This window comes from Streptomyces sp. NPDC101151 (assembly GCF_044768335.1).
In the GTDB taxonomy this organism is placed as follows: domain Bacteria; phylum Actinomycetota; class Actinomycetes; order Streptomycetales; family Streptomycetaceae; genus Streptomyces.
This window is the reverse complement of the sequence record NZ_JBIWPP010000016.1, coordinates 95,213-121,807: the sequence shown is the minus strand read 5'-3', so window position 1 is coordinate 121,807 and position 26,595 is coordinate 95,213. Positions and strand designations below refer to the sequence as shown.

Below are 26,595 nucleotides of genomic sequence, written 5' to 3'. Positions count from 1 at the left end.
TGCATCGCAACGACCGCGAATTCCCGGGAGTGCCTCGCATGGGGACGAATGGATCGACCATGCTCAAGCCGTTACGGCAGGGCCTTCCGCCGTTGGATCCCTCGGCCGTGTCCGATGCCGCCTCCTGCGCCCTGCCGGCCCGTTACGAAGCGGTGCGCGAGGCCCGGCGGTTCACCCGGGGCACCCTGGACCAGTGGGACGTGGGCGACCGCTTCGACGACATATGTCTCGTCGTCTCCGAACTCGTCACCAACGCCCTGCGGCACGGCCTGCCTCTCCCCCACCACCCTTCCGGCGAGGCACTGCGCACCGCACCGTCCGACTCGGCCGACGCGAACTCCTCCGAGCACACGTCCTCGGTACGCCTGCACCTGATGCGCTGGACCGGTCGGCTGGTATGCGCCGTGCGCGACCCCAGCCACGCGACGCCCGCACCGCGCGATTCGGACGACTTCTCCGCCGAGTCGGGCCGGGGTCTTTTCCTGGTCGATTCCTTCTCCGACAGCTGGGGCTGGCACCCGCTCGCGGGCACCCTGGACGGCAAGGTGGTCTGGGCGCTGTTCCGGCTCCGGACCGCCGGCTGACGCGGTCCGGCACCTACCGACGCCGCGTTTCTACGCGCGTACACCCATATCTACGCGCGTACCCCCGTACTTTCACCCGCCCGTCACCCAACCGCCGTACCACTGACTCGTTTCAGGGCCGATGAGATCAGCCGGCGATCAGGTGGTCGAACTCGCCGTCCTTGACACCGAGGAGCATGGCCTCGATCTCCGCGCGGGTGTAGACGAGCGCGGGCCCGTCCGGGAAACGCGAGTTGCGCACGGCCACCTCGCCGCCCGGCAGCCGCGCGAACTCCACACACGATCCCTGCGAGTTGCTGTGCCTGCTCTTCTGCCAGGCCACTCCGTCCAGCTGCGTGGCAGCCATGCCGTTGTACACGTCGTACCCCCCGTACACGCCGTCAACGTCGCGGTCCACAGTCGCTCCCCGGTGGTGCACTGGCTGGTGTGGCCATAGATGCTGTAGTCAACTGACCCGGATCATAGCTCTGTTCATGTGCAGATGCGTGAGCAGATGCACGTGCACGGGGGGTGTTCCCTCGATTACAGCTTTGACGTCCGCTTTACCGAAGCTCTTCCAGCGTCTGCCCCAGAGGTGGCAGCACATGCCCCCTCCAGCCCCCGTCCATGATCTTCCGCGCCATCATCTGCGCCGGGTCGTCCGGATCGAATCCCTCGTGCACTAGGAAGAGACGCGTACCGCGCCCTTCCTGTTCCAGGGTCCACGTGATGGTCCAGTCCGCGGGATTGGCGGGATCGGCATCCGTCCACCGGAGGGACAGCATCCGCTCGGTGTCGTAGGCCAGCACCTGCACCTCTACGACGCCGGAGAAGCGGGAATTGGGACGTGGGACCGAGGTCATCCGGTACTGGTGGCCGACCTCGAGCCGGAAGTCCTCGGCGCCGGGCATCTGCCAGCGGGCCAGCAGATCGGGCTCGGTCAGGGCCCGCCAGACCTTGGCGGGCGGGTGCGGGAAGAACTGGTCGACGCGGATCGTGGTGAGGTCGTCGGCGTCGTCGGGTGCGGTGCTCATGGATGGTCATCGTGGGGCATGCGGTCGAGCAGATCGCCGAGGCCCTTCAACCGGTCCCGCCAGAACCGCTCGTACGGATGGAGCCAGTCCTGCACATCGGCGAGCGGGGCCGCCTCCAGGCGGTAGATGCGCTGGCGGCCGGAGCGCTGCTCCGAGACGAGACCGGCCTCCCGGAGCACCTTGAGGTGTTCCGAGAGGCTCGGGCGGCGCATGTCGAAGTGGTCGGCCAGGGCCTGCACGGGCTGCGGCCCGCGCTCGCGCAGCAGCCGGAGCACCTCGCGGCGGGTGGCGTTGGCGAGCGCGGCGAAGACGCGGTCCTCGGCGGCCTCCCGGGTTCCGGCTGCGGTCATTGCCGACCTTCCTACTGGTGAGCCTCCGTGAGCAGCATCAGACCGTTGCCGTCGGGGTCCTGGAAGGAGGCCATCCGGCCCCAGGGGTACTCGTCCGGACCCTGCACCTCGGTGCCCGCCTCGGCGAGCCGTGCGCAGTCGGCGTCGACATCGGTCGTCAGCAACATGATCCCCCGGGTCGATCCGGGTTCGAAATCGCCCATCCCCGGCCCGGAGAGCGTGAACACGGTCTGCGCGCCCTGCGGCGCGACCTGGAGCCACCGCCCCGGCGGCATCTGGCGGTCGGCGGTGACCTCGAAGCCGAGGACGTCCCGGTAGAAGCGCAGGGCGCGGTCCTGGTCGGAGACGGGAAGCGTGACGAATGAGGCATGCGTGATGGTCATGCCCCAAGAATAGGTAGGCAATTCCCTACGCGTCAATCGTAGGGGATTACCTACCCATGGCCACTCACCTGCTGGAGTACGCCAGCAGCGCCATCTCCCGCGCGTTCCTGACGGCCCGTGCCGGCTGCCGCTGCTGCTGGGCGGCCACCCGGACGACCCGGCGGCTGCGGATTCCTGCCCGGCGTCCGGAAGTCCTCCTGGTAACGGCTGGTAACTTGCTGCGGTCCCTCCGGTCCGGGGGATGTCGTCCGCGACGGGCCGACGGTCCCGGGGCGGCCGGCCCGCTACAGCTTGGGAGGTTGACGTGACTACGGCGACTGCAAGGGTGCGGACCGCGGCCGCGGCCGCGGGACTGGTGGGCGCGCTCGCGCTGACCGCGTGCAGCGGAGGCGGTTCCGAGGACGACTCCTCGCCCAGTTCGGGCGCGACCCCGACGTCCACGAGTTCCGGCGGCGCGGTGACGGGCGCCTCCGACAAGCTCCAGGGCAGCTGGATCACCACCAGCAAGGGCTCGATCGTGGCCCTGGTGATCACCGGAAAGCAGGCCGGGCTCTTCGCGACCGGCGGGACCGTGTGCAGCGGCGCCGCGGGCACCGAGTCGGGCATGCAGATGATCCATCTGAGCTGTACCGACGGCAGCAAGGACCGGGTCACCGGCATGGTCGAGACGGTGGACAAGGGCGCCATGAAGGTGACCTGGTCGGGCAAGCTCGGCCAGGAGACCTACACCAGGGCCGAGGGCGGGAAGCTGCCATCGGGGCTGCCGACGGCACCCCTGAAGCAGTGAATTCGGCCGGGGCACGTGATCGGGCCCCGGCCGCAGGCGCCATGATGCAGGGAGACCGCCTCCACCTTGATAGGGACCTGCTCATGCGCGCCATTCCGCTCACCGTCACCGCCCTCGCCGCCGCTCTGCTGCTGACCGCCTGCAATGACAGCGGCGGCGGGAACAACGGCAAGAGCAGTTCCGCCTGCGAGATCGGCGGGGTGTCGGTGCAGATCGGCTCTGCGAGCGTGGCCCCGGCCGCCGGTGACACGGGCGAGGTGCCCATCAGCATCACCAACCAGAGCGCGCCCTGCACCCTGGACCGCTTCCCGAGCGCCCTGCTGAACACCGGCAACGCCGAGGTGGATGTGCCCGTGCAGCAGGGGGCCAAGGCCCAGAAGCTGAAGCTCGCCAAGGGCGACTCGGCGTCCTTCAGCATCACCTATGTGCGTGGCAAGGCGGACGACAAGAGCAGCCTGGGGGCGAAGACCGTGAAGATCACTCTGCCCGGCTCCTCCGCGAGCCGGAGCTTCCCGTGGTCGTACGGCCCCATCGCCGCCAAGGGCTCCTCGACCGCTCCGGACGCCTCCGTCAGCGCCTTCCAGCAGGTCGGGGACTGAACTTCGCGGCAGCGGGTTGACCCGGACGGCGGCGGCCGGCCCTCACGGCAGTCTGGGCCGGGCCCTGACCTGGGCCTCGTCCGCCGCTCGCGCGCCCTCCGTCCAACCCGCCGCGTCGCTCACGCCACGCAGCCGGGTCGTGGTGGTCTCGGGGAACAGGCGCTCCAAGCGGTCGGTGACGGCTATGTCCCGGGTGGCGAGGACCGGCAGCAGGTCCTGGGTCACCTGGGTCTCGGCGGCGGCCGCGAGACGGTCACCGACGCGGTGGGCGTAGGCCGCGAGGAACGACTGCCGGAAGGTCTTGGTCCGCTTGCGGCCGCCTGCTCTCTGGGCCGCCTCCGCCCTGGCCATCGCGTGCGTGGCCTGCACGAGCAGCGAGGTGAAGAGCAGCTCGACCGCCTCGAGGTCCGCCTCGAAGCCGACGACCGTGGAGAAGCCGAGCGGTTCGTTCCACACCGCGCGGCAGTGGTTGGCGGTGGCCACCGCGTCCAGCAGCACCGCCTTGGCCTGCTCGTACGGCGGCTCGACGCCGATGCGGCAGGCGCCGGGCGCGTCCGACGCGGGGGCACCGACGGCGAGCAGCGCCTCGTCGACACTGTGCCGGGCCATCAGCTCCTGCGCCTTCGCGCTCAGCGCCTCCGCCTCCTCCGGATACCCGGTCGCCTCGGCCTTGGCGAGCAGGGCACGGATCCGGCCGAGCATGCGGGCGGCGGCGGGCCCGTGCTCGCGGCGGGGTTCTTCGAGGGGCTCCAGGGCGGGCAGGCGGAGCAGCAGGCGGTACAGCTGGAGGACGGCGGTGGCGTGCGAGAAACGGTCGCCGGCGCGCGCGGGGTCCTCCGGCAGGGCCTCCAGCTGGGCGGCCCAGCGGTGCCCGCGCGGGCGATCCCGCCCGGTCTGGGCCCGGATCAGCCCCGCGGCCAGGCGTACCTGGCCGTCCTCCAGCTCACGCCGTACGAGCCGTACGACGTCGGCGGGCTGCCAGCCGCGCTGCCAGGCCGTCGCGACGAACTCCTCGCCCCGACGTGCGAGTTCGGCGTCCGCGGCGGGGTCGGCGGCAAGCAGGGAGGCGCCGGTGTCGAGTCCGGCGTCGGTGTCGTCGTACAGGGCGGCCCGGAAGGCCGTCTCGACGGTGCTGGCTGTGCTGGTCACGCTGTCGATCGTGCCATGCGGCGCCGACAGCGGGCCGGCGTCGTCCACACCCTGTGGACAGTCTCGGGCGCGGGCGGACGGCCGCCCGCCCGGGAGCGGTCGAAGGCTCCTGCACCGGCCGGGCGGGGACGTCGGGGTGGACGCCGGTGCCGCACCCGAGCAGCCGCCGCGGGAGGGCGACATGGACTGTCAACCATCGGTTGACAGTCCATGAGTGACAACCTACGGTTGACGCATGGCGACCAACCCGAACATCACGGCATCCGTCCGCCTCGACGACCTCATCGCGGCGATCAAGAAGGTGCACCCCGAACCCCTCGACCAGCTCCAGGACGCGGTGATCGCCGCCGATCACCTCGGAGACGTGGCCGACCACCTGATCGGCCACTTCGTCGACCAGGCCCGCCGCTCGGGCGCGTCCTGGACCGACATCGGCAGGAGCATGGGCGTGACCCGGCAGGCGGCACAGAAGCGTTTCGTGACCAAGGAGTCCGCCGACCTCGACCTCAGCCAGGGCTTCAGCCGCTACACCCCCCGCGCGCGGAACGTGGTCATGGCCGCCCACAACGAGGCGGTCGCGGCCCGCAACCCGGAGGGCCGCCCCGAGCACCTGGTCCTCGGGCTGCTGGCCGAGCCGGAGGGCCTGGCCGCGAAGGCGCTCACCCGGCAGGGCGTCCTGCTGGACTCCGTGCGGCAGGCAGCGACCGCCGCGCTACCGCCGGCCGCGGAGGACGTCCCCGACCTCATCCCCTACGGCCCGGAAGCCAAGAAGGTCCTGGAACTCACCTTCCGCGAGGCCCTCCGGCTCGGCCACAACTACATCGGCACCGAGCACCTCCTGCTGGCCCTGCTGGAGCACGAGAACGGCGAGGGCGTGCTCAGCGGGCTCGGCATCACCAAGGCGGCGACCGAGGAGTACGTCGCCAAGGTGCTGGCGACGCTGCTGGAGCAGAAGACGGCGGCGGCGGAGGCGGCGGAGGCCGCCGGCGACGGCTCGGCGGGCTGAGACCGGCCCCGGGGCAGACCTCTGCCACCGCACGACCCGCCGACAGCCGAGCAGCGCGGTCGCGGCGCCGCCGGAGCGGCACGCGGCGGGGGCGCGCACGTGCGCGCCGGGTCGAGACGTCGGCGCTGGCCCGCGGCGCCCGTCCGGCCCCCGCCGCGTGCCGCGCCGGGCCGCCGAGGGCAGACCTGCACGGGCACTGCTCCGCAAGCGCCTGCCTTCGGATAAGAATCCGCAGATCAGGGTCATTGTCAGAGCCCCCTGCCACACTCGCAGTCATGACCGACCGGTGGGCTCTCGCGCCGGCCGAGGACGGTGGCGTGGACGTCGCCCCCCTCGGCCCGGACGGGCTGCCCGCCGGTCCGGTGCGGCGGGAGAGCGATCTCGCCGAGGCGGTGCGGAGCCGCCCGGAGGTGACGCGCTGGGTGTGGCGGTCGACCACCGAGGTCTATCCGCGTCTGCTCGCCACGGGGGTGCGAGTGGAGCGGTGCTACGACATCGAGGACGCCGAAACACTCCTGCTGGGCCACGAGGGCCGGTACGGCGAGCCGCGTTCGGCCGCCGCCGCCCTGGCCCGCCTCCGCGGCGGCCCCGTGCCGTCCGACCCGCCGCAGCGCCCGGCCGAACCGGGCGCCCAGTCCCCCTTGTTCGAACCGACGGGCAACCGCCTGCCGCTGGCGGACCTCCTCGTGGTCTACGCCGACCAGCAGCGGCGGCACGAGAAGACCGCCCACCCCGACCGGATGCGGCTGCTGACCGCCGCAGAGTCGGCGGGGATGCTGGTGGCCGCCGAGATGAACGCCGCCGGTCTGCCCTGGAGCGCCGGCGTCCATCGCGAGCTGCTGCACGATCTGCTCGGGGAGCGGTATGCGGGTGGCGGCGAGCCGCGCCGCCTCGCCGAGCTGGCCGACGAGGTCTCCACGGCCTTCGGCCGCCGGGTCCGGCCCGACCTGCCCGCCGACGTGATCAAGGCCTTCGCCCAGGCCGGCATCAAGGTGAAGTCCACCCGCCGCTGGGAGATCGGATCCGTCGACCACCCCGCGGTCGAGCCGCTGCTGGAGTACAAGAAGCTGTACCGGATCTGGGTCGCGCACGGCTGGTCCTGGCTGCAGGACTGGGTCCGTGACGGCCGCTTCCGGCCCGAGTTCCTCGCCGGCGGCACGGTCACCGGGCGCTGGGTGACCAACGGCGGGGGCGCGCTGCAGATCCCCAAGGTGATCCGGCGGGCGGCGGTCGCCGACCCCGGCTGGCGGCTGGTCGTGGCCGACGCCGACCAGATGGAGCCGCGCGTGCTGGCCGCGATCTCCCGTGATCCGGGCCTGATGGAGGTGGCCGGCCGCGAGAGCGACCTGTACCAGTCCGTCTCCGACCGCGCCTTCTCCGGCGACCGGAACCAGGCCAAGCTCGCCGTACTCGGCGCGGTCTACGGCCAGACCTCCGGCGACGGCCTGAAGAACCTCGCCGCCCTGCGCCGCCGCTTCCCGAAGGCGGTGGCCTACGTCGACGAGGCCGCACGGGCCGGCGAGGAGGGCCGGCTGGTGCGCACCTGGCTGGGCCGGACCTGCCCGCCCGCCGCCCGGCCGGGCGAGGACGCGGAGGAGGAGGCGGGCATCCCCATCGGCGACGACGACTCCGAAGGCCAGGCCTGGGTGCCGGGCTATGCCTCCACCGACTCCCGCGCGCGGGGCCGCTTCGCCCGCAATTTCGTCGTGCAGGGCAGCGCCGCCGACTGGGCCCTGCTGCTGCTCGCCGCGCTGCGCAGGGCCTGCGCGGGCCTGGCGGCCGAGCTGGTGTTCTTCCAGCACGACGAGGTGATCGTGCACTGCCCGGCCGAGGAGGCGGACACCGTCGTCCGGGCCATCCAGGACGCCGCGGACCTGGCCGGACGGCTGACCTTCGGCGAGACCCCGGTCCGCTTCCCGTTCACGACGGCGGTGGTGGAGTGCTACGCCGACGCCAAATGAACACCTGTCACCGGGCCGAGGCGTCGGACAGCAGCTCCCGCAGCTCCTCCAGCACCGTCTGCTCGTCCGTGCCGTCCAGCGCCACGAGGGCCGCGCGCCAGACGTCGTACGCCTCGGCCCGAAGTCCCTGCTCGCGCAGCAGCAGCCCGTGCTGGTGGCGGGCGAGACCTCCCATGTAGCGGTCGGCGCGGGCGTCGGCCCGGCGCAGCAGTTCGGTGCACTCACCGGCGGCCCGCTCGGCCTCGCCCAGCCGCCGCAGCGCCCGGACCAGACCGAGCCGGGTCTGCGACTCGCCGTGCCAGTCGCCATGGCCGCCGAGGATGCGCAGGCTCTCCTCGAAGTGCCCGGCGGCAGCGGCCGGTTCGCCGAGCGCGAGATGGGCGTAGCCGATGTTGCAGTGCGCCGAGTGCTGCACGATGACCGCGCCGATCGCGTCCCCGATCGCCAGCGAGCGCCGGTGCTGCTCGATGGCGGCCCGCGGATCGGTGTGCTCGTAGAGGTTGCCGAGGTGGCTGCGGGTGACGGCCGCGCCGTAGGGGTCGTCCAGCTGCCGGGAGTACGCGAGGCTCTGCCGCAGCGCCTCCCCGGACTCCGCGAACCGGCCGAGCCCCTCCAGCAGCAGCCCGCGGTTGTTCAGGCAGCGCCGGATCCAGGAGGGCGCGCCGAGCCGCCGCCAGATCGCGAGGGCCTGGTCGGTGAGGGCCAGGGCGTCGTTCTGCCGGCCGGTCATGAAGTGCAGGCCCGCGAGGTCGCCCAGGGCGTACGCCTCCGCGGCCGCGTCCCCGAGCCGCCGCGCCACGCCGAGCGCCGCCCGCCCCAGCACCTCCATCTCGGCGACCCGTCCGCTGCGCTGCACATAGGGGAAGAACAGCCGGACGAGCACGGAGAGATGGGCGGCCCGGCGCTCGTCGCCGGTGCCGGCGTTGCGCTCCACCAGCGCGACGATGTTCTCCAGTTCCACATCGCCCCAGGCGAACGCCATCTCGGTGGACTCGAAGGAGCCCAGGGCGGCCACGTCCGTCGCGTGCTCCGGCGGCTGGGCGGAGGTGGGCGTCCGGCGGTCGTCCTGGTCGAGACCGGGCTCCACGACGGCGACGAGGGCACGCTCGGCGACGGCGCCGTACCAGCGCAGGGCGATGAGGTCCGGATCGGCGCCGGTGCCCGAATCGGTGCTCCGGCCGGCCAGTTCGCGGGCGAAGTCACGGACCAGGGCGTGCGGGGCGTAGCGGCCGTACGCCGTCTCCTCCAGCAGGGCCACGTCGACGAGCCGGTCCAGGGCGGCCTCGGCGCGGCGCGGGTCGGTGCCGGTGAGGCGGGCGACCAGCGGGGCGCCGTAGGTGGGCAGGTCGAGCGCGCCGATGTGACGCAGGGCCAGGGCCGCGTCCCGGTCGGCCTCGCGCTCGGCGGCGGCGAGCGCGTCGTGGGCGACGGCGAGAGAGCGGCGGACGCTCAGGTCGTCGTACTCCAGGTGGTGCAAGCGGCCTTCCGTGGCGGCCAGTTGACCGGCCAGCACGTCGGGGGTGAGGGCCCGGCGGGCGGCCAGCCGGGCGGCGACGACGCGCAGCGCGAGCGGAAGTCTGCCGGTCAGCTCGACCAGGGGATGACCGGCGTCGAGCCCCTCGCGGCCGCTCACCGCGCGCAGCAGTGCCGCGCTGTCCTCACCGGTCAGCGGGCCGAGCGGGAAGCGCCGGGCGCCGTCCAGGGCCGTCAGCGGCGACCGGCTGGTGACGATCACGGCGCAGCCGGGCCCGGCCGGCAGCAGCGGCCGCACCTGGGCCGCGCTCGCCGCGTCGTCCAGCACCAGCAGGATGCGGGCCGGGGCGAGCAGCGAGCGGAGCAACGCGGCCGCGGCGTCCGGGTGTTCCGGGATGTTCCGGGGCTCGGCGCCGAGGTCCCGTAGCAGCGCGACGAGCGCCTGGGCCGCGGTGAGCGGCGGCATGCCGGGCGTCGCACCGTGCAGGTTGACGTACAGCTGGCCATCGGGGAAACGTTCCCGCAGCCCATGGGCGACATGCAGGGCCAGCGCGCTCTTGCCCACGCCGGCCATGCCGCTGATCACGGCGAGGTGGCTCCGCCGGCCGGCGAGGGTGTCCTGGAGCGCCTCGCTCTCGGCCGCTCTTCCGGTGAAGTGCGCCGGCGGTGCGGGAAGTTGGGCCGGTACAGGTGCGGCTGCGGTCGCGGATGCGGGGGCTTGGGCATGGGCGGGTACCCGGCCCTCGGCCGGATTCCGGTTCCCACCCGCATCGCCCGTACCGCCTTCGTCGCCGGGTGTGGGGTGCCCCTGCGGGGTGTGCTCGCCGTCGGCGGCTGCGGGTGCGTGGGTGCGCTGTGCGGGAACCCGGGCGGTGATGCCCCCGGCGCCCGGTGCCGACGGGCCCCGCAGGACCTCCACGTGGGCCTCGCGGACCCCCGCGCCCGGTTCGATGCCGAGTTCCTCGATCAGGCGGGCACGCAGGTCGCGGTGGACGGCCAGGGCCTCGGCCTGACGGCCGGTGCGATGCAGGGCCAGCATCAACTGGCGGTGGTACGCCTCGCGCAGCGGATGCTCGGCGACCAGGGCCGCCACCTCCGGGACGAGCTCGGCCAACCGCGATCCGCCGAGGGCCAGTTCGGCGTCGTACCGCCACTCCAGCAGGAGCAGCCGCGCCTCCTCCAGGCGCTGCACGAGGGCGTAGCCGCCGAGATCGGCGGGGAGGCCGCTGAGCGGTGTGCCGCGCCAGAGCGCGAGCGCGGCCGCACAGGGGCGCACGACACCCGCCCAGTCCCGCCGGGCGTGCGCGGCGCGCGCCTCGGCGACCCGGGCGTCGAACACGTGCACGTCCAGCTCGCCGTCGTCCACGCGCAGCAGATAGCCGGGCGCCACGGCCCTGAGGCGCTCGGGGTCGTCCAGGAGCCGACGCAGCCGGGTGACGTGGTTGTGCAGGGAGGCCTGCGCGGAGACGGGGGGCGCCCCGCCCCACAGGGCGTCTTTCAGCGACTCGACGGACACCACCCGGCCGGCCTCCAGCAGCAGCGCGGCGAGCAGGGCACGGACCTTGGGGCTGCCGATGGCGCGGACGAGGTTGTCGGAATGGTCGGCCGTGCTGTCGAGGGCGCCGGGGACGTCATGGGGGTCGTACGAAATCCCGTACGGCTGTCGGTCGTACAGGACAGGTGGTCCCAGCAGTCCGAACCGCAGCTCGCACCGCCGCATCCCGCTCCACTGCCTTCCCGCGCGATCCGTCCGACCACGCCGCACGATGGGTGCACACCCATCGTTCCCTGGCGGAAATCCGCCCTGCCCACAGCGGTTTCCCGCCACCTTCCACCTGCCGGCCGGGGCCGGAATCCGTTAGGGTTCCTGCCTACTGGCGCTGCCACCCGGCATCTTCCGGCCAACCGGTCCGCGACCTGCGGGCGAACCGTTGGCCACATGTTAGCGATCCGTTGGTGGGCCCTGATGTGATCTTTCCATCGGATCCGGCCCGACGGCGCGCGCGGCAAGTCGCGTAACTCGGGGGAGTGTCGCCGCAGGCCTGGTCCGGGGACGCACAGGGGTCCCGGTCGGCGGAGGTGAACGACCGGGGCCCTGTCCCGTACCTGTCGCGTCCTTCGCTCAGACGACGGGCGGGCGCCCGAGCCGGGTGAGCCGCCACACCGTCCGCCAGCGCATGGGCCGCCGCTCGCCGGCCGGCTCCCGCAGCCCTTCCATGAATCCGCCGAACCAGGCGCGCAGCCCGGCCGCGGAGCGGGTGCGGGCGAGGGTGAGCAGCAGCCACGCCCCGAGATGCACGGGGATGAGCGGCACGGGCAGCCGGCGCCGGACCAGCCAGACCCGGTTGCGGGCGTTGACGCGGTAGTAGATGGCATGCCGGGCCGGCGAGGTCTTGGGGTGTTGCAGGAGCAGCTCGGGGGCGTAGAGAATCTTCCAGTCGGCGTCGGCGGCCCTCCAGGCGAGGTCGGTCTCCTCGTGCGCGAAGAAGAACTCGGCGGGCCAGTCCCCGGTCTCGGCCAGCATCGCCGTCCGAAGGGCATGCCCGCCGCCGAGGAACCCGGTGACATATCCGCCGCGCAGGGGGTCGGACTTGCCGACCCGGGGCACGTGCCGCTGCTGGGTCTCGCCGTGCTCGTCGGCGATGCGGAAGCCGACGATGCCGAGGCGGGGGTCGGCCGCGTACAGCTCGCGCACCCGGCGCAGCACGTCGGCGTCGACGAGCAGCCCGTCGTCGTCCAGTTCCACGACCACGTCGACATCGCCGTACTCGCGCAGCCGGGCCAGGGCGATGTTCCGCCCGCCCGGGCAGCCGAGGTTGTCCTCGACGTCGATGGTGGTGACCTCGCCCGGCAGGCAGAGCCGCCGGGCGAACTCGGGCAGCCGGCAGCCGTTGCCGACGATCACGATGCGGGCGGGGGCGACGCCCTGCTTGGCCACGGACTCCAGCAGGGCGTCGACTTCGGCGGGCCGGTTGCCCATGGTCACCACGGCGACGGCGATCCTCGGCTCCACCACGTCCTCACCCCATCCGGCCGACGGCGGCACCGGCGTCCTGACCGCACGGCGCCCACCGTTCACCAAGATGTTGCCTCAGGTGCGCCGGTTCACCAGACGCCGATTCACTTTGCTGCGCCTTTGCTGCGGTTTTGTCCACACATTTCTCTGCGCCACAGGAACCTCGGCGCCGGCCTGACCAAGGCCCCGCTGGACAAGCGGCCGGAAAGGGGCGTGGGCGCAGGCTGATCCCCGGCCACGAGCGGCCGTCCGGGGCGCGGGCACAGTGCTCGTCCCACGGTCGCCGGCCCGTCGACCTGGGCCCTGGTCGACGACACCGTCGCCGTCCGGAACCGGCACCGCAAGCAGCGGCAGGCAACCGCGGCCGCCGCGCAGCGCCTAGTCGGCCTGTTCAAGCCTTTTGTCCGGCGCGCAGACCTCGCACGGCGCGAGGTAGCCGAGGGGATCGCGGAGCGCGATGCGGATCTGGTCCGGTGTGACGCGTGACGTCTTGCGTCGGGGCATGGCGCAGTCGGCCAGGTGGTAGAGCGCGGGCTGGGGGTGCTTCGGATGCTTTTTCGGCTCGACGACGAATCCGGTCGCCCGGGGCTCACCGGAGTCGGGTTGGGTGGCGAGGGGTGGCACTGGACGCCGTGGCCGGGATCGCCGCTGCGGCGAGGACGCGGCTTGCCGTTCGGCGGCAGCGAGGGCCTCGCGGGCGGCTTCGCGCTGGAGCCGCAGATAGACGCCGACGGTCTCGTTGTCGGCGACCCGGCTGTCGAGGTACGCCAGGATCGCTCTCAGGCGAGTCGGATCAGGCGGCAGCTCAGACACATGTTCGATTCTAGGGGGGACGGGGGCACCTGCAATCCCTGAGGCGTGTGTCCTGTGCCATCGGACTCCGGGTCGGGCTGCCCGGCCGTTCCGGTCGGCTACGGAGCGCCTTGCCCGGTCGGCGGAGGCCGGTCGAGGCGTTGGATCGCGCCGCGTGGGGTGTTCCCCGGACTGTCATGGCTGCTTCACTGAGCAACGAGACGCATTCGGAGGGTAGGCATGTCTGATCTGGAAGATGCTGCCGCTGCTCATGCACGCCGGCTGAGGAGGGAGGCCGAGGCCGCAGCCGCACAGCGCGCCGAGGCGCAGCGTGCCGCGGAGCAAGAGCTTGCGCGCTTGCGTGCGCGTGCCCGGGAGTTCTTTGCCTTCGCCCGTGACCATGGCGCCCCTGTGTTCCGCCGTTACGACCCTGCAGAACCCATGGCCAACACCAAGCTGACTCGTACTGACGAGGTCTGCGTAGTTGTTGTGTCCATCAAGTACGAGGTCGGGGGCCCGAAGGCGGTCACCAGCAGTGGCCTGGTCTACCCCTGGGCGCGGCTCCATCAGAAACGGAGATTCCTCAACCCCTGGTTCCAGGGCATTCGCGACAACGTCTTCGTCACCGCCGACATTCACTCACGCAGCTACGGCGCCCCCGGGAACCTCATCGACTGGGTGGCCGCCGCGGCGGCGTTGCTCGATCCAGTGGCAGGGGCCGGCGTGCAAAAGGACGGATCGATCAAGTACCTCTAGGGCGGAAGGACGCTCCCACCTGCCGAAGGACGCGATGCGCCGCACGGGCGACCGCCTCATGTCCGGCCCGGGGCCGACAACTGGGACCAGAACTGCCCACGGACACCCGCGCGGACCGCACCCGGCGTCGCCGCCGTATGTACTGAACGAGAAAACCCCAGGTCGGAGAAGATCCGATCCGGGGTTTCAGAAGAGCCGCCTTCGGGATTCGAACCCGAGACCTACGCATTACGAGTGCGTTGCTCTGGCCATCTGAGCTAAGGCGGCACGCCGTCCGCACTATGGTGCGATCAGCAACGTCGGTAAGTCTACACAGTTTCCGGAGGTGCTCCGTACCACCCCCCGGAGCACCCCGAGCCACCGCGCCATCAGGGCTATGAGCAGCGTTTTCCCTCCGCCGGAGGGGTTCCGTGGAGGAGGTACGTGTCGATCGCCGAGTCGATGCAGGTACTGCCGCGCCCATAGGCGGTGTGGCCGTCTCCGACGTAGGTCAGCAACCGGCCCGAGGAGAGTTGGCGGGCGAGGGACCTCGCCCAGGGGTAGGGGGTCGCCGGGTCACGGGTGGTGCCGACCACGACGATGGGTGCCGCACCCTTCGCCTCGATGCGGTGCGGCTCGCCCGTCGCCTTCACCGGCCAGTACGCGCAGTTCAGCGAGGCCCAGGCCAGGCCCTTGCCGAAGACCGGGGACGCCTTCTCGAACTCCGGCAGAGCCTTCTCCACCTGCTCGGGGCCGGCGAAGGCGGGCGGCAGGTCGAGGCAGTTCACGGCGGCGTTGGCCATCATCAGATTGCTGTAGTGGCCATCCGAGTCGCGTTCGAAGTAACTGTCGGAGAGGGCGAGCAGGCCCGCGCCGTCGTTCTTCTTCATCGCCGAGGTCAGCGCGTCGCGCAGCTGCTCCCAGGTCCCCTGGTCGTACATCGCCGCGATCACCCCGGTGGTGGCCAGCGACTCGCCGAGCTTGCGGTGCTCGGCGCCGCCCGCCGGGACGGGGTGGGCGTCCAGCTTGCGGAAGAAGGCCTGGAGGTGCTCGCCGACCTGCGCGGGCGTCGTGCCCTTGCCGCCGAGCGGGCAGTCGGGCTGCCGTACACAGTCCTTCGCGAACGCCTGGAACGCCGTTTCGAAGCCCGCCGTCTGGTCCAGGTTGAGCCTGCGGGCGTCGAGGGAGGGGTCCATCGCCCCGTCCAGCACCAGGCGGCCCACCCGGCCCGGGAACAGCCCGGCGTACGTCGCCCCGAGGAAGGTGCCGTACGACGCCCCCACATAGTTCAGCCTGGAATCGCCGAGCACCGCCCGCAGGATGTCCATGTCCCGCGCCGCCTCGACGGTGGACACGTGCCGCAGCAGCCGCGCCGAGTGCTCCCCGCAGCTCTCCGCGAACTTCTCGTACGCGCCGACCAGCGCATTCGTCTCCTTCTGGTCGTCGGGTGTGCTGTCCGTCTGCGTATAGGTGTCCATCTGGCGACGGCCCAGGCATTCGACGGGCTCGCTGCGGGCGACGCCCCGTGGATCCATCGCGACCATGTCGTACCGGGCGCGGACCCCGGCGGGATAGCCGACGCCCGCGTAGCTCTGGAGGTAGTCGATCGCCGAGCCGCCCGGTCCGCCCGGGTTGACCAGCAGTGAGCCGAGCGGCTTGGCCTTGCCGGTGGCCTTCTTGCGGGCGACGGCGAGCCGGACGTCACCCGAGCCGGGCATGGCGTAATCCAGCGGCGCCTTCATCGTGGCGCACTGGAAACCGGGGACACCGCAGCTGCGCCAGTGCAGCTTCTGGGTGTAGTACGGCGACAGCGCCGAGGGCGTGGCACGCGGCAGCGCGACCAGCGCCGCCTGCGCGGTGTCGCCGGACGGCGTGGTCGAGTTCCCGGGGGAACAGGCGGACACGAGCAGCGCGGCGGCCGCAAGAAGGGTGTCCGTGACGCGCACCGTCGCCCGGGTCCGGTTTCGGGTCCGAGTTCCGGTCCGGGTCCGGGGGTTCCGGCGGGGGGATGACCAGGTCTGCATCAGGCGAGCGTAACGCTGAGCAACAGAATGGGTGCGGTACGTGCGGACCGACGCCTCGTACGAGGGACGCGGTCCGTCAACCACCGTACGCCCGGCTCACCCCGCCCGCAGTGCCATCGTCATCGCCTCCACCGCCAGCAGCGGAGCCACATTCCGGTCAAGGGCCTCCCGGCAGGCGGCGATCGCCTCGATGCGGCGGAGCGTGGACTCCGGGCTGCTGCCGTGGGCCAGCCGCCCCAGGGCGTCCTCGGCGTCTCCGTTGGCGATCGCGACCTGTGAGCCGAGCTGGAGGGCGAGGACGTCGCGGTAGAAGCCGGTGAGGTCACCGAGGGCGACGTCCAGGCTGTCGCGCTGCGTACGGGTTCTGCGGCGCTTCTGCATGTCCTCGAGGTCCTTCATCACGCCGGCCGTACCGCGCGGCAGCCGGCCGCCCTGGGCCGCGCCCAGTGCCGCCTTCAGCTCCTCGGTCTCCTTGCCGTCCATCTCCTCGGCGAGCTGCTTGGCGTCCTCGGCGGCCGCGTCGACCAGTTCCTGGGCCGCCCTGAGGCAGGCGCCCACCTCGTCCAGGCGCAGGGGCAGCTTGAGGACCGCGGCTCGGCGCTCGCGGGCCGCCGGGTCGGTGGCCAGGCGGCGGGCCCGGTCGACATGGCCCTGGGTGGCGCGGGCGGCGGCCGCGGCGACCGCGGGTTCGATGCCGTCCCGGCGTACGAGCATGTCGGCGACCGCGTCGACCGAGGGCGTGCGCAGGTTCAGATGGCGGCAGCGGGAGCGGATCGTGGGCAGGACGTCCTCGATCGAGGGGGCGCACAGCAGCCAGACCGTACGCGGGGCGGGCTCCTCGACGGCCTTGAGGACGGCGTTCGCCGACTTCTCGTTCAGCCGCTCGGCGTCCTCGACGAGGATGATCTGCCAGCGGCCGTTCGCCGGCGCGGTGAACGACTTGCGGACCGTGTCCCGCATGTCCTTCACCAGGATCTCGGCTCCGACGGCGGCGACCGTGGTGACGTCCGCGTGCGTGCCGAGCAGCGCGGTGTGACAGCCGTCGCAGAAGCCGCAGCCGGGGGATCCGCCGAGGGCGCGGTCGGGGCTCACGCACTGCAGGGCCGCGGCGAAGGCCCGCGCCGCCCGGTTCCGGCCCGCTCCGGGCGGGCCCGTGAACAGCCAGGCATGGGTCATCTTCGACGCCTCCGGCAGCGGCCGGCCCGCTGCGGCGGCCGTGACGAGGGCGTCGGCGTCCCGCGCGGCGGCGTCGAGCACCGCGCCCACCTTCTCCTGCCCGACGAGGTCGTCCCACACGGTCACGGGTCACGCCGCCCTTCCGTCGCACTGCGCGTTCCGGTGTCCATTGTGCGGGTGGCCACTGACAACGAAGGCCGCCGCCCGTCAGCGAAGAGCGGCGCTTGTCGACGAAGAGCGGCGCCCGTCGGATCTCCGACGGGCGCCGCCCCATGTCCTCGCTCAGCCGCGGCGACCGCGACCCCGGCCCTGGCGGCCCGGGTCCTCGCCGGGCTCCCCGTACTCCTGCTCGTCGTACGACCCCAGCAGCTCGTCCGCCAGGGTCGGCAGGTCGTCCAGCGGGGTCTCCTCGGCCCAGTCCGAGCGCGGCCGACGGCGGGGCGTGCCGTCGGCGTCGACCTGGGGCATCTCGCGCGTACGCGGCTCGGAGCCGTCGGGCCCCGCCGCGGGCCGCTCGTCCCGGAAGAGACCGGGCGGCATCCGGTCCGCCGGGGCGTCACCGCGTACGGGCCGCAGTACGGCGGTCTCGTCCACCGCGCCCGGGGTCACAGGCGGAAGCACTGCCGTCTCGTCCGCCGCGCCCGGGGCCACCGGTGGACGTACGGCCCTGTCGCGGGCCGGGACGGGCGGAAGCACCGCCGTCTCGTCCACCGCGCCGGGGGCGACCGGCGGCTGCGGCAGCTCTGCCGTCACCTCGGATTCGGGGCCGGGCCCGGCCCGCAGTGCGTCGCCGCCCCGCTCCTCCCGCACCGGCCGCAGCACCGTCGTCTCCTCGGCACCCCGGGAATCGGCCGGCGTCGGCACAGTCCCGTCCGCACCCGGCGAGACCACCGGCGTCGGCACGGTCACCGCGTCCGGTGCCAGGCCCGGCACCGTCGGCTGCGGGGTGCTGGGCCGCAGTGCCGCCGCGTCGGCCGCAGCCGCGGCCTCGGCCGCCTGGCGGCGGGCCTCCTCGGCGCGCAGCAGGGCCTCCTCGGCCTTGCGCTGCTTCTCCAGGCGTCGCGCATCCTCCTCGGCGCGCAGCCGGGCCTGTCGTGCCTCTTCCTCGGCGCGCAGCCGGGCCTCCTCCTCGGCCTGCTTGCGCCGCTGCTCCTCCTCGGCCCTGCGGCGGGCCTCCTCCTCGGCGCGGGCCTTCTCCTCCGCGAGGAGTCGCTGTCGCTCCTCCTCCGCCCGGCGCCGGGCTTCCTCGGCCCGCTGCCGGGCCTCCTCCGCCTGCCGCTCGGCCTCGCGGCGCTGCGCCTCCTCCAGCTCGCGGCGCTTGCGCTCCTCCTCCTCGGCGCGCAGCTTGGCGAGCTGCTCCTGGCGCTCACGCTCCAGGCGCTCCTCCTCGGCCTTCCTCCGCGCCTCCTCCTGGGCCTTGATCTCGGCCTCGGACAGCGGCAGCACGGTGTCGAGCCGGCGCCGGATCACGGTGGTGACGGACTCGGGCTCCTGCCCGGCGTCCACGACCAGATAGCGGCCGGGATCAGAGGCGGCGAGCGTGAGGAAACCGGCCCGCACCCGCGCGTGGAACTCGGCCGGCTCCGACTCCAGCCGGTCCGGCGCCTCCGTGAACCGCTCGCGGGCAAGCTCGGGCGAGACGTCCAGCAGGACGGTGAGGTGCGGGACGAGCCCGTTGGTGGCCCAGCGGCTGATGCGGGCGATCTCGGTCGGGGACAGGTCGCGGCCCGCGCCCTGGTAGGCCACGGACGAGTCGATGTACCGGTCCGAGATGACGACCGCGCCGCGCTCCAGGGCGGGCCGTACGACGGTGTCGACGTGCTCGGCGCGGTCGGCCGCGTACAGCAGCGCCTCCGCGCGGTGCGACAGGCCCGCCGAGGACACGTCAAGCAGGATCGAGCGCAGCCGCTTGCCCACGGGGGTGGCCCCCGGCTCGCGGGTGAGCACGACCTCGTGGCCCTTGGCACGGATCCACTCCGCGAGCGCCTCGGCCTGGGTGGACTTGCCGGCGCCGTCGCCGCCCTCCAGGGCGATGAAGAATCCGTTCGCCGCCGGTGCCGTGACCGGGTCGTCGCCGCCCAGCAGCGCGTCCTTGAGGTCCTGCCGCAGCGGGACGCCCGAGCGGTCGTCGACCTTGGCGAGCACCAGCGCGGCCACCGGCAGCAGCAGCGCGCCGACCAGCATCAGCGTGAAGGCGGCGCCGCCGTGCTCGAAGACGAACTTGCCGTTCTCCATCCGGTGCGGGCCGATCAGGGCCGCGACCAGGGGCGCGATCAGGGCGCCGAGCGCTATGACGACACGTACGACCGCGTGCAGGTGCTCGGTGGCGCGGGCCCTGCGGTACTCCTCGGTCTCCTGGTCGAGCAGCGCATGCCCGGTGTTGGCGGCCACGCCCGCGCCGATGCCGGCCAGCGTGACGATCAGCAGCACCGTGGTGACGTCCGGGACGAGCCCGGCGGCCAGCAGGGCGATGCCGGTGAAGGCGATCGCCAGGGCGAGCAGCCGGCGGCGCGAGAGCGAGGGCAGCACCGAGGGCGCTGTACGGATGCCGACGGCGACGCCGCCGGTCAGGCCCAGCACGAGCAGGCCGTAGAGGACCGGGCCGCCGCCCAGGTCGGTGGCGTGCAGCACGCACACCGCGACCGCGGCGGCGATCGCTCCGGCCACGGCGGCGCAGGCCGGGACGAGCAGCGGAATGGCGCCCGTACGGCCCTTGTCGACGCCCGTGCCGGTGCGCGGGCGACGCAGTCCCTCCAGCGGGGACCGCGGGCGCGGAGTGCGCGTGTCGGGCAGCTCCAGGAAGGTCAGCACGGACAGGGACGCGGCGAACAGACCTGCTGCCACATACGACCCGAGGGCCGCCTGGTGCTGGTCGAACCAGGCCACTCCGGTGCCGAGCAGGGTGTTGAGCAGGGCGGCGACGACCAGGGCGGCGGCCGCCAGCGGAACCGCGAGGAAGCTGGTGCGCAGTGCGAGACGGCGCAGGGCGTCCAGATGGTCCGGGAGCGGCCGTACCGTCGCCCCCTCCGGCGGCGGGGCGGGCAGCAGGGCGGGGGCCGCGCTCTCCCGGCACACCGTCCACAGCCGCTCGGCGACGCCGGTGACGAAGACGGTGACCAGCAGGACGGCGAGTGCGTTGTCCGGGGTCCAGTCGATCCACAGGGGCGCGACGATCAGCATCGCGGCCCGCAGTCCGTCGGCGCCGACCATGGTCCAGCGGCGGTCGAGCGGGCCCTCCTGGGCGGTGAGCGTGGTCAGCGGGCCCAGGAGGACCGCGCCGAACAGCAGGGCGGCGACGATGCGCGCGGCGAAAACGGTCGCCACTGCGAACCCCACGCCGCGGTAGCCGCCGCCGAAGGAGCCCTCGGAGATGGCCGCCTGCAGGACGAGGACGATCAGCACGAGCAGCGCGAGGGCGTCACCGACGCCACTCACGAGCTGCGCGCTCCACAGGCGCCTCAACTGTGGTCGGCGCAGCAGGGAGCGGACAGCTCGCTCGCGGGAGTCCGCGACCAGGGTGTCGTCCGGTGCTGTGGTGGGGGCCGTTGGCTGCTCGGCTCGCGTCATGCGTTCAGCCTATCCGCAGCCACCGACACCACACCCAGGCCGTCCGGGCGTGCGCACGCCCCGACACCAAAGTGATGCCGGGGCGTTCGTCTCGCGAAACCGGAATGGCGCGGCGGGCGCCGCTCCGACGGAGCGTCAGTCCTCCGCTGCGGGAGCCGTCGTCTTCTTGGCCGTCGTCTTCTTCGCCGTGGTCTTCGCGGCCGCGGTCGTCTTCTTCGCCGCCGTCTTCTTGGCCGCGGCCTTCTTCGCCGGAGCGGCCTTCTTGGCCGTGGCCTTCTTCGCCGTCTTCTTGGCGGGCGCCTTCGCCCGCTTCTCGGCGAGCAGTTCGAAGCCGCGCTCCGGAGTGATCGTTTCCACACTGTCGCCGGAGCGGAGGGTCGCGTTGGTCTCGCCGTCGGTGACGTAGGGACCGAAGCGGCCGTCCTTGACCACGACCGGCTTGGCGGAGACCGGGTCCTCGCCCAGCTCCTTCAGCGGCGGCTTGGCGGCGGCCCGTCCGCGCTGCTTCGGCTGGGCGTAGATCGCCTGCGCCTCCTCCAGCGTGATCGTGAAGAGCTGGTCCTCGGACTGCAGCGAGCGCGAGTCCGTGCCCTTCTTCAGGTACGGGCCGTAGCGGCCGTTCTGCGCGGTGATCTCCACACCGTCGGCGTCGGTGCCGACGACACGCGGCAGCGACATCAGCTTGAGCGCGTCCTCGAGGGTCACCGTGTCCAGCGACATCGACTTGAAGAGGGAGGCCGTGCGCGGCTTGACCGCGTTCTTGCCCGTCTTCGGGGTGCCCTCGGGGAGGACCTCCGTGACGTACGGGCCGTAGCGGCCGTCCTTGGCGACGATCGCGTGCCCGGTCTGCGGGTCGTTGCCCAGCTCGAAGTCGCCGCTCGGCTTGGCCAGGTACTCCTCGGCAAGCTCGACGGACAGCTCGTCCGGCGCGAGGTCGTCGGGGATGTCCGCGCGCTGGTGGCCCTCGGAGTCCTTCTCGCCGCGCTCGATGTACGGGCCGTAGCGGCCGACGCGGAGCACGATGTCGTTGCCCACCGGGAACGAGGACACCTCGCGCGCGTCGATCGCGCCCAGGTCGGTCACCAGTTCCTTGAGGCCGCCGAGGTGGTCCCCGTCGCCGTTGCCGGCGTCGGCGGCCGCACCCGCGACCGTGCCCTCGCCGAAGTAGAAGCGCTTCAGCCACGGCACGGCCTGCGCCTCGCCGCGGGCGATGCGGTCGAGGTCGTCCTCCATCCTGGCGGTGAAGTCGTAGTCGACGAGCCGACCGAAGTGCTTCTCCAGGAGGTTGACCACGGCGAAGGACAGGAAGGACGGCACCAGGGCCGTGCCCTTCTTGAACACATAGCCGCGGTCGAGGATGGTGCCGATGATCGAGGCGTAGGTCGACGGGCGGCCGATCTCGCGCTCTTCCAGCTCCTTGACCAGGGAGGCCTCGGTGTAGCGGGCCGGGGGCTTGGTGGCGTGGCCGTCGACCGTGATCTCCTCGGCCGACAGCGGGTCGCCCTCGCCGACCTGCGGCAGCCGGCGCTCGCGGTCGTCCAGCTCGGCGTTCGGGTCGTCGGCGCCCTCGACGTAGGCCTTCAGGAAGCCGTGGAAGGTGATCGTCTTGCCGGAGGCGCTGAACTCGACGTTCCGGCCGTCGGCGGCGGTGCCGCCGATCTTCACGGTCACGCTGTTCCCGGTCGCGTCCTTCATCTGGGAGGCGACGGTCCGCTTCCAGATCAGCTCGTAGAGCTTGAACTGGTCGCCGGTCAGGCCGGTCTCCGCCGGGGTGCGGAAACGATCACCCGAGGGGCGGATCGCCTCGTGCGCCTCCTGGGCGTTCTTGACCTTGGCGGCGTAGGTGCGCGGCTGCGGGGGCAGGTAGTCGGCGCCGTACAGCTGCGTGACCTGGGCGCGGGCGGCCGCGATCGCGGTGTCGCTCAGCGTCGTGGAGTCCGTACGCATGTACGTGATGTAGCCGTTCTCGTACAGCTTCTGCGCGACCTGCATGGTCGCCTTCGCGCCGAAGCCGAGCTTGCGGCTGGCCTCCTGCTGCAGCGTCGTCGTACGGAACGGGGCGTACGGCGAGCGGCGGTACGGCTTGGACTCGACGGAGCGCACGGAGAAGCGGGTGCTCTCCAGTGCGGCGGCGAGGGCGCGGGCGTTCGCCTCGTCGAGATGGAGGGTGTTCTCGCTCTTCAGCTGTCCGACGGAGTCGAAGTCGCGGCCCTGCGCGACCCGCCTCCCGTCGACGGTCTGCAGGCGGGCGACCAGCGACGACGGGTCCGAGGAATCCCCCGCGCGGCCGGTCGCGAAGGTGCCCGTCAGGTCCCAGTACTCAGCAGAACGGAAAGCGATGCGCTCGCGTTCCCGCTCCACCACGAGCCGGGTCGCGACCGACTGGACACGGCCGGCCGACAGGCGCGGCATGACCTTCTTCCACAGGACCGGCGAGACCTCGTAGCCGTAGAGACGGTCGAGGATGCGGCGGGTCTCCTGGGCGTCGACCATGCGCTGGTTCAGGTCGCGCGGGTTGGCGACGGCCTCGCGGATCGCGTCCTTGGTGATCTCGTGGAAGACCATCCGCTTGACCGGGACCTTGGGCTTCAGGACCTCCATGAGGTGCCACGCGATGGCCTCGCCCTCGCGGTCCTCATCGGTGGCGAGGAAGAGCTCGTCGGAGTCCTTCAGCAGGTCCTTGAGCTTCTTGACCTGGGCCTTCTTGTCGGCGTTGACGACATAGATCGGCTCGAAGTCGTGTTCGACGTCCACGCCGAGACGGCGTACCTCGCCGGTGTACTTCTCCGGCACCTCCGCGGCGCCGTTGGGAAGGTCGCGGATGTGCCCGACGCTCGCTTCGACTACGTAGCCGGGGCCCAGGTAGCCCTTGATCGTCTTCGCCTTGGCAGGCGACTCGACGATGACGAGTCGGCGGCCGCCCTGTGCGGTCTCGCTGGTCGGGGACAACTTCGCTCTTCTCTCCGGTCGACGCTGGGGCCTCCCCAGGCCTGTGTCCCGGGGTTCGCGGCGTGCTTCTGGCTCGTGTGACGCTGCGGAGTGTGACGGTACATCCCGCCCCCGTGTCAAACGGGAAAAGCCCACAACGGCCACTCGAACGGTAACCCGACTACCGGCATTCCTGCCGCCCGGAGTGTTCGGCGACCCCTTGTCCCCTGTCCGGAGCGTGACGCTCCAATTACCTGTGATTACCCGTACGGCAGTACGGGCGCCGACGTCAGAGGCGGCTGAGGCAGTAAGCGCCCAGGCCGAGCGCGATGACGCCGACGGCGCCGGCGAGGGTGGCCGATGCGACCGGACTCACACCGTGGGCGACCGGCTCGTTCCGCCGCACCCGGGTGCCGGTCCATACCAGCAGGGCGCCCCCGAACAGGGCGAACACCACTCCCGCGAAGATCGCCGGCCCGCTCTCCATGCCCCGTCCGCCCCTTCCGTGCCGTCCGCCCGTACCCAGCGCGGGGAGGGTGGCACGCGCGGGAGACGGGCGGGCGACATCGGGGTGAACGCAAGGTCGACACCCCGCCGAACGATCACCCGAACAGGGCCGGCTCGGCCCGGCGCAGGTATTTTCCGGCCGTTTTGCCGGCATGGGCGCGTCCTGGCCCGTGCCACCGGCATACGACGTCGATCCGGACGCGGTACGACGGCCCGGGTACCCGTGTCCACGGCACCCGGCCCGGCGACCGTGAGGGCGTCACGCACCCCGCCTCACACCACCGGCTCCAGGAAGCCCTGCTCCACCAGCAGCCGGATCTGTGCGGGCGTGCGGTCGCGCAGCAACAGCGGGTCCTCGCCGACGAGTTGCGCGATGGCGTCCAGGATGCGGCCGGCGCTCAGCGTGCCGTCGCAGACACCCGCGAAGCCCGCGCCGACCGTGTCCACCTTCGTGGCGCGCCGCATCCCGCGGTGCTGGCGCAGCACCACGTGCTCCGGGTCCTCGGCGCCGGGCAGCCCGACCTGCTCCTGGACGACCTCGGCGACCAACTTGAAGTGACCTTCGAGCAGGGCCGCGTCGTCGTACTCCCGCAGGTAGTCGAGACGGTCGAAGTGCGCCCGGATCGCCTCCCCGAGCGGCTGTTCGACCGGGTGCGGCCACTCCTCCACGGTGACGGACGGCTCGGCGGCCCCGGTCCTGCGCAGGGTGATCCATCCGAAGCCGACCGCCTTGACCTTGCGCGCCTCGAACTCGTCGAGCCAGGCGTCGTACCGGGCCTGGTACTCCGCGGGGTCCCCGCGGTGGTCACCGGCGTCCCTGAGCCACAGCTCGGCGTACTGTGTGACGTCCTGCACCTCGCGCTGCACGACCCAGGCATCGCACCCGCGCGGCACCCATGACCTGAGCCGGTCCTGCCAGTCCTCCCCCGCGACGTGCTGCCAGTTGGCGAGGAACTGCGCGAACCCGCCCTCGTTCAGCCGCTCCCCCGCCTGTTGAACGAGCGAGCGGCACAGATCGTCCCCGCCCATACCGCCGTCGCGGTACGTCAGCCGGGCGCCCGGCGAGATCACGAAGGGCGGGTTGGACACGATCAGGTCGAACGTCTCGCCCTCCTTGACCGGCTCGAAGAGCGACCCCTCGCGCAGGTCCGCGGCGCGCGCGCCGGAGAGCGCGAGCGTGAGAGCCGTGATGTGCAGCGCGCGCGGGTTGAGGTCGGTGGCCGTCACGCGCGTGGCGTGCTGGGAGGCGTGCAGCGCCTGGATGCCGGAGCCGGTGCCGAGGTCGAGTGCGGAGGCGACGGGCGTACGGACGGTGATGCCGGCGAGGGTGGTGGAGGCGCCACCGACGCCCAGCACGACGCCCTCGTTCCGCTGTCCGATGCCGCCCGCGCCGCCGACCGCGCAGCCCAGGTCGGACACGATGAACCAGTCCTCACCGCCGGGACCTCCGTAGGGACGTACGTCCACCGTCGCGGCCACCTCGTCGCCGCCCACACGCGTGAGCCACCCGCACTCCACGGCCTCCTCGGCCGGCAGAACGGCCGCCACGCGCGCGTGGGGCACCGGTTGCTGGAGCAGGAAGAGCCGTACGAGCGTCTCCAGCGGCGTGTCGCCGCGGGTGGCCCGGAGGGCGGGCACGGTCTCGCTGCGGGCCAGCGCCGCGTAGGCGGGGGCGCCGAGCAGATCGAGCAGCCCGTCGGCGGTGAAGGAGGCCGCGAGCAGGGCGTCGCGCAGGCGTGCCGCGACGTCGGGCCGGTCGGTGGCGGGCAGGGGGGCGAGGCCGGAGTCAGTCACGCCCCCCATTGTGGCCCGCGGCGGGCGCCGGAGGCTGCCTCAGCGCGGGCCGTCTCCCGGCTCAGCCGGCCGCCGGCGAGGCCGCGGCCGACGCGGCGACCTTGCAGCTGGGCTGCTCAGCGATCGCCGCCTTGACGTCGCCCTGCTCCAGCCGCTTCAGCGCCTCCGTGCCGCTGTTGCTCTGGGTGCCGATCTCCTTGGTCTCGTCGGCGACCTCGTGCAGGCCCTTGGCGAACTTGCCCTGGTCCTTGGTGTCGAGTCCGTCGACCTTCTTCTGCAGGCCGGCGTACGAGGTGGCGAGGCCGCTGAGGTTCTTGGCCGCGTCCTGCTGCCGCTTGGCGCCGTCGTCCACCCCGGGAGGCGCCCCGGCGCTCTTGATGGCGGCGGCGAGCGCCTTGTAGCCGTCGGCCATGTCCTGGAAGGCCTGCGAGTACGTTTCCTTGGCGGTCTTGGGCGGCAGGTTGCCGTCCGTGGCGATCTTGGCGATCGACGCGTTCGCCGCCCGGATCTTCGCGTCCTGTGCGGGCACCGCGTCGCACACCGTCTTGGCCCAGGCCACCAGCTTGGGGTCGGGTCCGCTGTCCTTGTTGCTGCTGCACCCCGACAGCGCCACTACCAGTACCGCACCGCTGGACAGTGCGGCCGCGAGCTTCTTGTTCACCGGATTGGTCCCTTCCATGGCTCTCGGCCCCCGGAATCTACACGGCGGACCGACGCGCTCCACATGCCGAACGCATATAAGTCAGCTTTT

General features: G+C 72.5%; 21 protein-coding genes, 1 tRNA gene and 1 pseudogene. 6 read left to right on the top strand and 17 right to left on the bottom strand.

The genetic code is table 11. From position 1 onward, the window contains the following. Positions 1–38: 38 nt before the first annotated feature. Entirely contained in the window at positions 39–584 is a 546-nt protein-coding gene (locus tag ACIRU3_RS26990; RefSeq protein WP_404061053.1) for an ATP-binding protein, read from the top strand. A 127-nt stretch (positions 585–711) separates the two neighbouring features. On the opposite strand, the gene ACIRU3_RS26985 is transcribed toward ACIRU3_RS26990, so the two are convergent. The 5 genes and pseudogenes from ACIRU3_RS26985 to ACIRU3_RS26965 all read right to left on the bottom strand — a co-directional run. Then, positions 712–981 carry a DUF397 domain-containing protein gene (locus ACIRU3_RS26985; protein WP_014674096.1) on the bottom strand — a complete coding sequence of 90 codons (270 nt, stop codon included), beginning with the start codon at positions 979–981 and terminating at the stop codon, positions 712–714. A 145-nt stretch (positions 982–1,126) separates the two neighbouring features. Then, complete coding sequence (locus ACIRU3_RS26980) at positions 1,127–1,597, bottom strand: SRPBCC domain-containing protein (protein ID WP_404061050.1); 471 nt, start codon at positions 1,595–1,597, stop codon at positions 1,127–1,129. Further along, positions 1,594–1,947, bottom strand: a complete 354-nt coding sequence (locus ACIRU3_RS26975; protein WP_404061047.1) for an ArsR/SmtB family transcription factor — start codon at positions 1,945–1,947, stop codon at positions 1,594–1,596. Before ACIRU3_RS26975 ends, ACIRU3_RS26980 begins: the two co-directional genes overlap by 4 nt. Before the next feature lie 11 nt (positions 1,948–1,958). After that, positions 1,959–2,330, bottom strand: coding sequence for a VOC family protein (locus ACIRU3_RS26970; RefSeq protein ID WP_404061044.1), 372 nt, complete (start codon positions 2,328–2,330; stop codon positions 1,959–1,961). Positions 2,331–2,394: 64 nt separating this feature from the next. Beyond that, positions 2,395–2,511: pseudogene (locus tag ACIRU3_RS26965) on the bottom strand (30S ribosomal protein S18); the annotation flags it as partial. 123 nt (positions 2,512–2,634) lie between these two features. On the opposite strand from ACIRU3_RS26965, the gene ACIRU3_RS26960 reads away from it, so the two are divergent. After that, positions 2,635–3,117, top strand: coding sequence for a hypothetical protein (locus ACIRU3_RS26960; protein ID WP_404061042.1), 483 nt, complete (start codon positions 2,635–2,637; stop codon positions 3,115–3,117). A gap of 83 nt (positions 3,118–3,200) precedes the next feature. After that, positions 3,201–3,716 carry a DUF4232 domain-containing protein gene (locus ACIRU3_RS26955; RefSeq protein ID WP_404061039.1) on the top strand — a complete coding sequence of 172 codons (516 nt, stop codon included), beginning with the start codon at positions 3,201–3,203 and terminating at the stop codon, positions 3,714–3,716. 42 nt (positions 3,717–3,758) lie between these two features. Here ACIRU3_RS26955 and ACIRU3_RS26950 read toward each other — a convergent pair whose 3' ends face one another. Continuing rightward, positions 3,759–4,865: a DUF2786 domain-containing protein gene (locus ACIRU3_RS26950; RefSeq protein ID WP_404061036.1), complete on the bottom strand. Its 1,107-nt coding sequence runs from the start codon at positions 4,863–4,865 to the stop codon at positions 3,759–3,761. Positions 4,866–5,100: 235 nt separating this feature from the next. Between ACIRU3_RS26950 and ACIRU3_RS26945 the strand changes: the two genes are divergently transcribed. Both ACIRU3_RS26945 and ACIRU3_RS26940 read left to right on the top strand, forming a co-directional pair. Continuing rightward, positions 5,101–5,871 (top strand): Clp protease N-terminal domain-containing protein, encoded by a 771-nt coding sequence (locus ACIRU3_RS26945; RefSeq protein WP_404061034.1) that lies wholly within the window; start codon positions 5,101–5,103, stop codon positions 5,869–5,871. A 275-nt stretch (positions 5,872–6,146) separates the two neighbouring features. Continuing rightward, positions 6,147–7,832 (top strand): bifunctional 3'-5' exonuclease/DNA polymerase, encoded by a 1,686-nt coding sequence (locus ACIRU3_RS26940; RefSeq protein ID WP_404061031.1) that lies wholly within the window; start codon positions 6,147–6,149, stop codon positions 7,830–7,832. 7 nt (positions 7,833–7,839) lie between these two features. Here the strand turns inward: ACIRU3_RS26940 and ACIRU3_RS26935 are convergent, their stop codons facing one another. The 3 genes from ACIRU3_RS26935 to ACIRU3_RS26925 all read right to left on the bottom strand — a co-directional run bounded on the left by ACIRU3_RS26935 (position 7,840) and on the right by ACIRU3_RS26925 (position 13,134). Beyond that, on the bottom strand, positions 7,840–11,025 hold the full coding sequence (locus ACIRU3_RS26935; protein WP_404061029.1) for a BTAD domain-containing putative transcriptional regulator: 3,186 nt from the start codon (positions 11,023–11,025) through the stop codon (positions 7,840–7,842). Between the two features lie 402 nt (positions 11,026–11,427). After that, on the bottom strand, positions 11,428–12,321 hold the full coding sequence (locus tag ACIRU3_RS26930) for a glycosyltransferase family 2 protein (RefSeq protein WP_404061026.1): 894 nt from the start codon (positions 12,319–12,321) through the stop codon (positions 11,428–11,430). 378 nt (positions 12,322–12,699) lie between these two features. Then, positions 12,700–13,134: a DUF6233 domain-containing protein gene (locus ACIRU3_RS26925; protein ID WP_404061023.1), complete on the bottom strand. Its 435-nt coding sequence runs from the start codon at positions 13,132–13,134 to the stop codon at positions 12,700–12,702. Between the two features lie 219 nt (positions 13,135–13,353). Here ACIRU3_RS26925 and ACIRU3_RS26920 point away from each other — a divergent pair, with 219 nt between their 5' ends. Next, positions 13,354–13,869, top strand: a complete 516-nt coding sequence (locus tag ACIRU3_RS26920; RefSeq protein ID WP_404061020.1) for a hypothetical protein — start codon at positions 13,354–13,356, stop codon at positions 13,867–13,869. Positions 13,870–14,062: 193 nt separating this feature from the next. Here the strand turns inward: ACIRU3_RS26920 and ACIRU3_RS26915 are convergent. The 8 genes from ACIRU3_RS26915 to ACIRU3_RS26880 form a co-directional block, all read right to left on the bottom strand. Beyond that, positions 14,063–14,136 (bottom strand) — tRNA-Thr (locus ACIRU3_RS26915). Positions 14,137–14,243: 107 nt separating this feature from the next. Next, a complete protein-coding gene (locus ACIRU3_RS26910; protein WP_404061018.1) occupies positions 14,244–15,872 on the bottom strand; it encodes an alpha/beta hydrolase in 1,629 nt (542 codons plus the stop codon). A 96-nt stretch (positions 15,873–15,968) separates the two neighbouring features. Beyond that, on the bottom strand, positions 15,969–17,174 hold the full coding sequence (locus tag ACIRU3_RS26905) for a DNA polymerase III subunit delta' (RefSeq protein ID WP_404061016.1): 1,206 nt from the start codon (positions 17,172–17,174) through the stop codon (positions 15,969–15,971). Between the two features lie 156 nt (positions 17,175–17,330). Continuing rightward, complete coding sequence (gene tmk, locus ACIRU3_RS26900) at positions 17,331–20,615, bottom strand: dTMP kinase (protein ID WP_404061014.1); 3,285 nt, start codon at positions 20,613–20,615, stop codon at positions 17,331–17,333. Positions 20,616–20,750: 135 nt separating this feature from the next. Continuing rightward, complete coding sequence (gene topA / locus ACIRU3_RS26895; protein WP_404061012.1) at positions 20,751–23,564, bottom strand: type I DNA topoisomerase; 2,814 nt, start codon at positions 23,562–23,564, stop codon at positions 20,751–20,753. Between the two features lie 268 nt (positions 23,565–23,832). Then, positions 23,833–24,030, bottom strand: coding sequence for a hypothetical protein (locus ACIRU3_RS26890; RefSeq protein WP_404061010.1), 198 nt, complete (start codon positions 24,028–24,030; stop codon positions 23,833–23,835). Positions 24,031–24,323: 293 nt separating this feature from the next. Beyond that, the gene (locus ACIRU3_RS26885) at positions 24,324–25,853 is read right to left on the bottom strand and encodes a methyltransferase (protein WP_404061007.1); all 1,530 of its coding nucleotides are present in this window, start codon (positions 25,851–25,853) and stop codon (positions 24,324–24,326) included. A 52-nt stretch (positions 25,854–25,905) separates the two neighbouring features. Continuing rightward, positions 25,906–26,505 (bottom strand): small secreted protein, encoded by a 600-nt coding sequence (locus tag ACIRU3_RS26880; RefSeq protein WP_404061005.1) that lies wholly within the window; start codon positions 26,503–26,505, stop codon positions 25,906–25,908. Between the last annotated feature and the right edge of the window lie 90 nt (positions 26,506–26,595).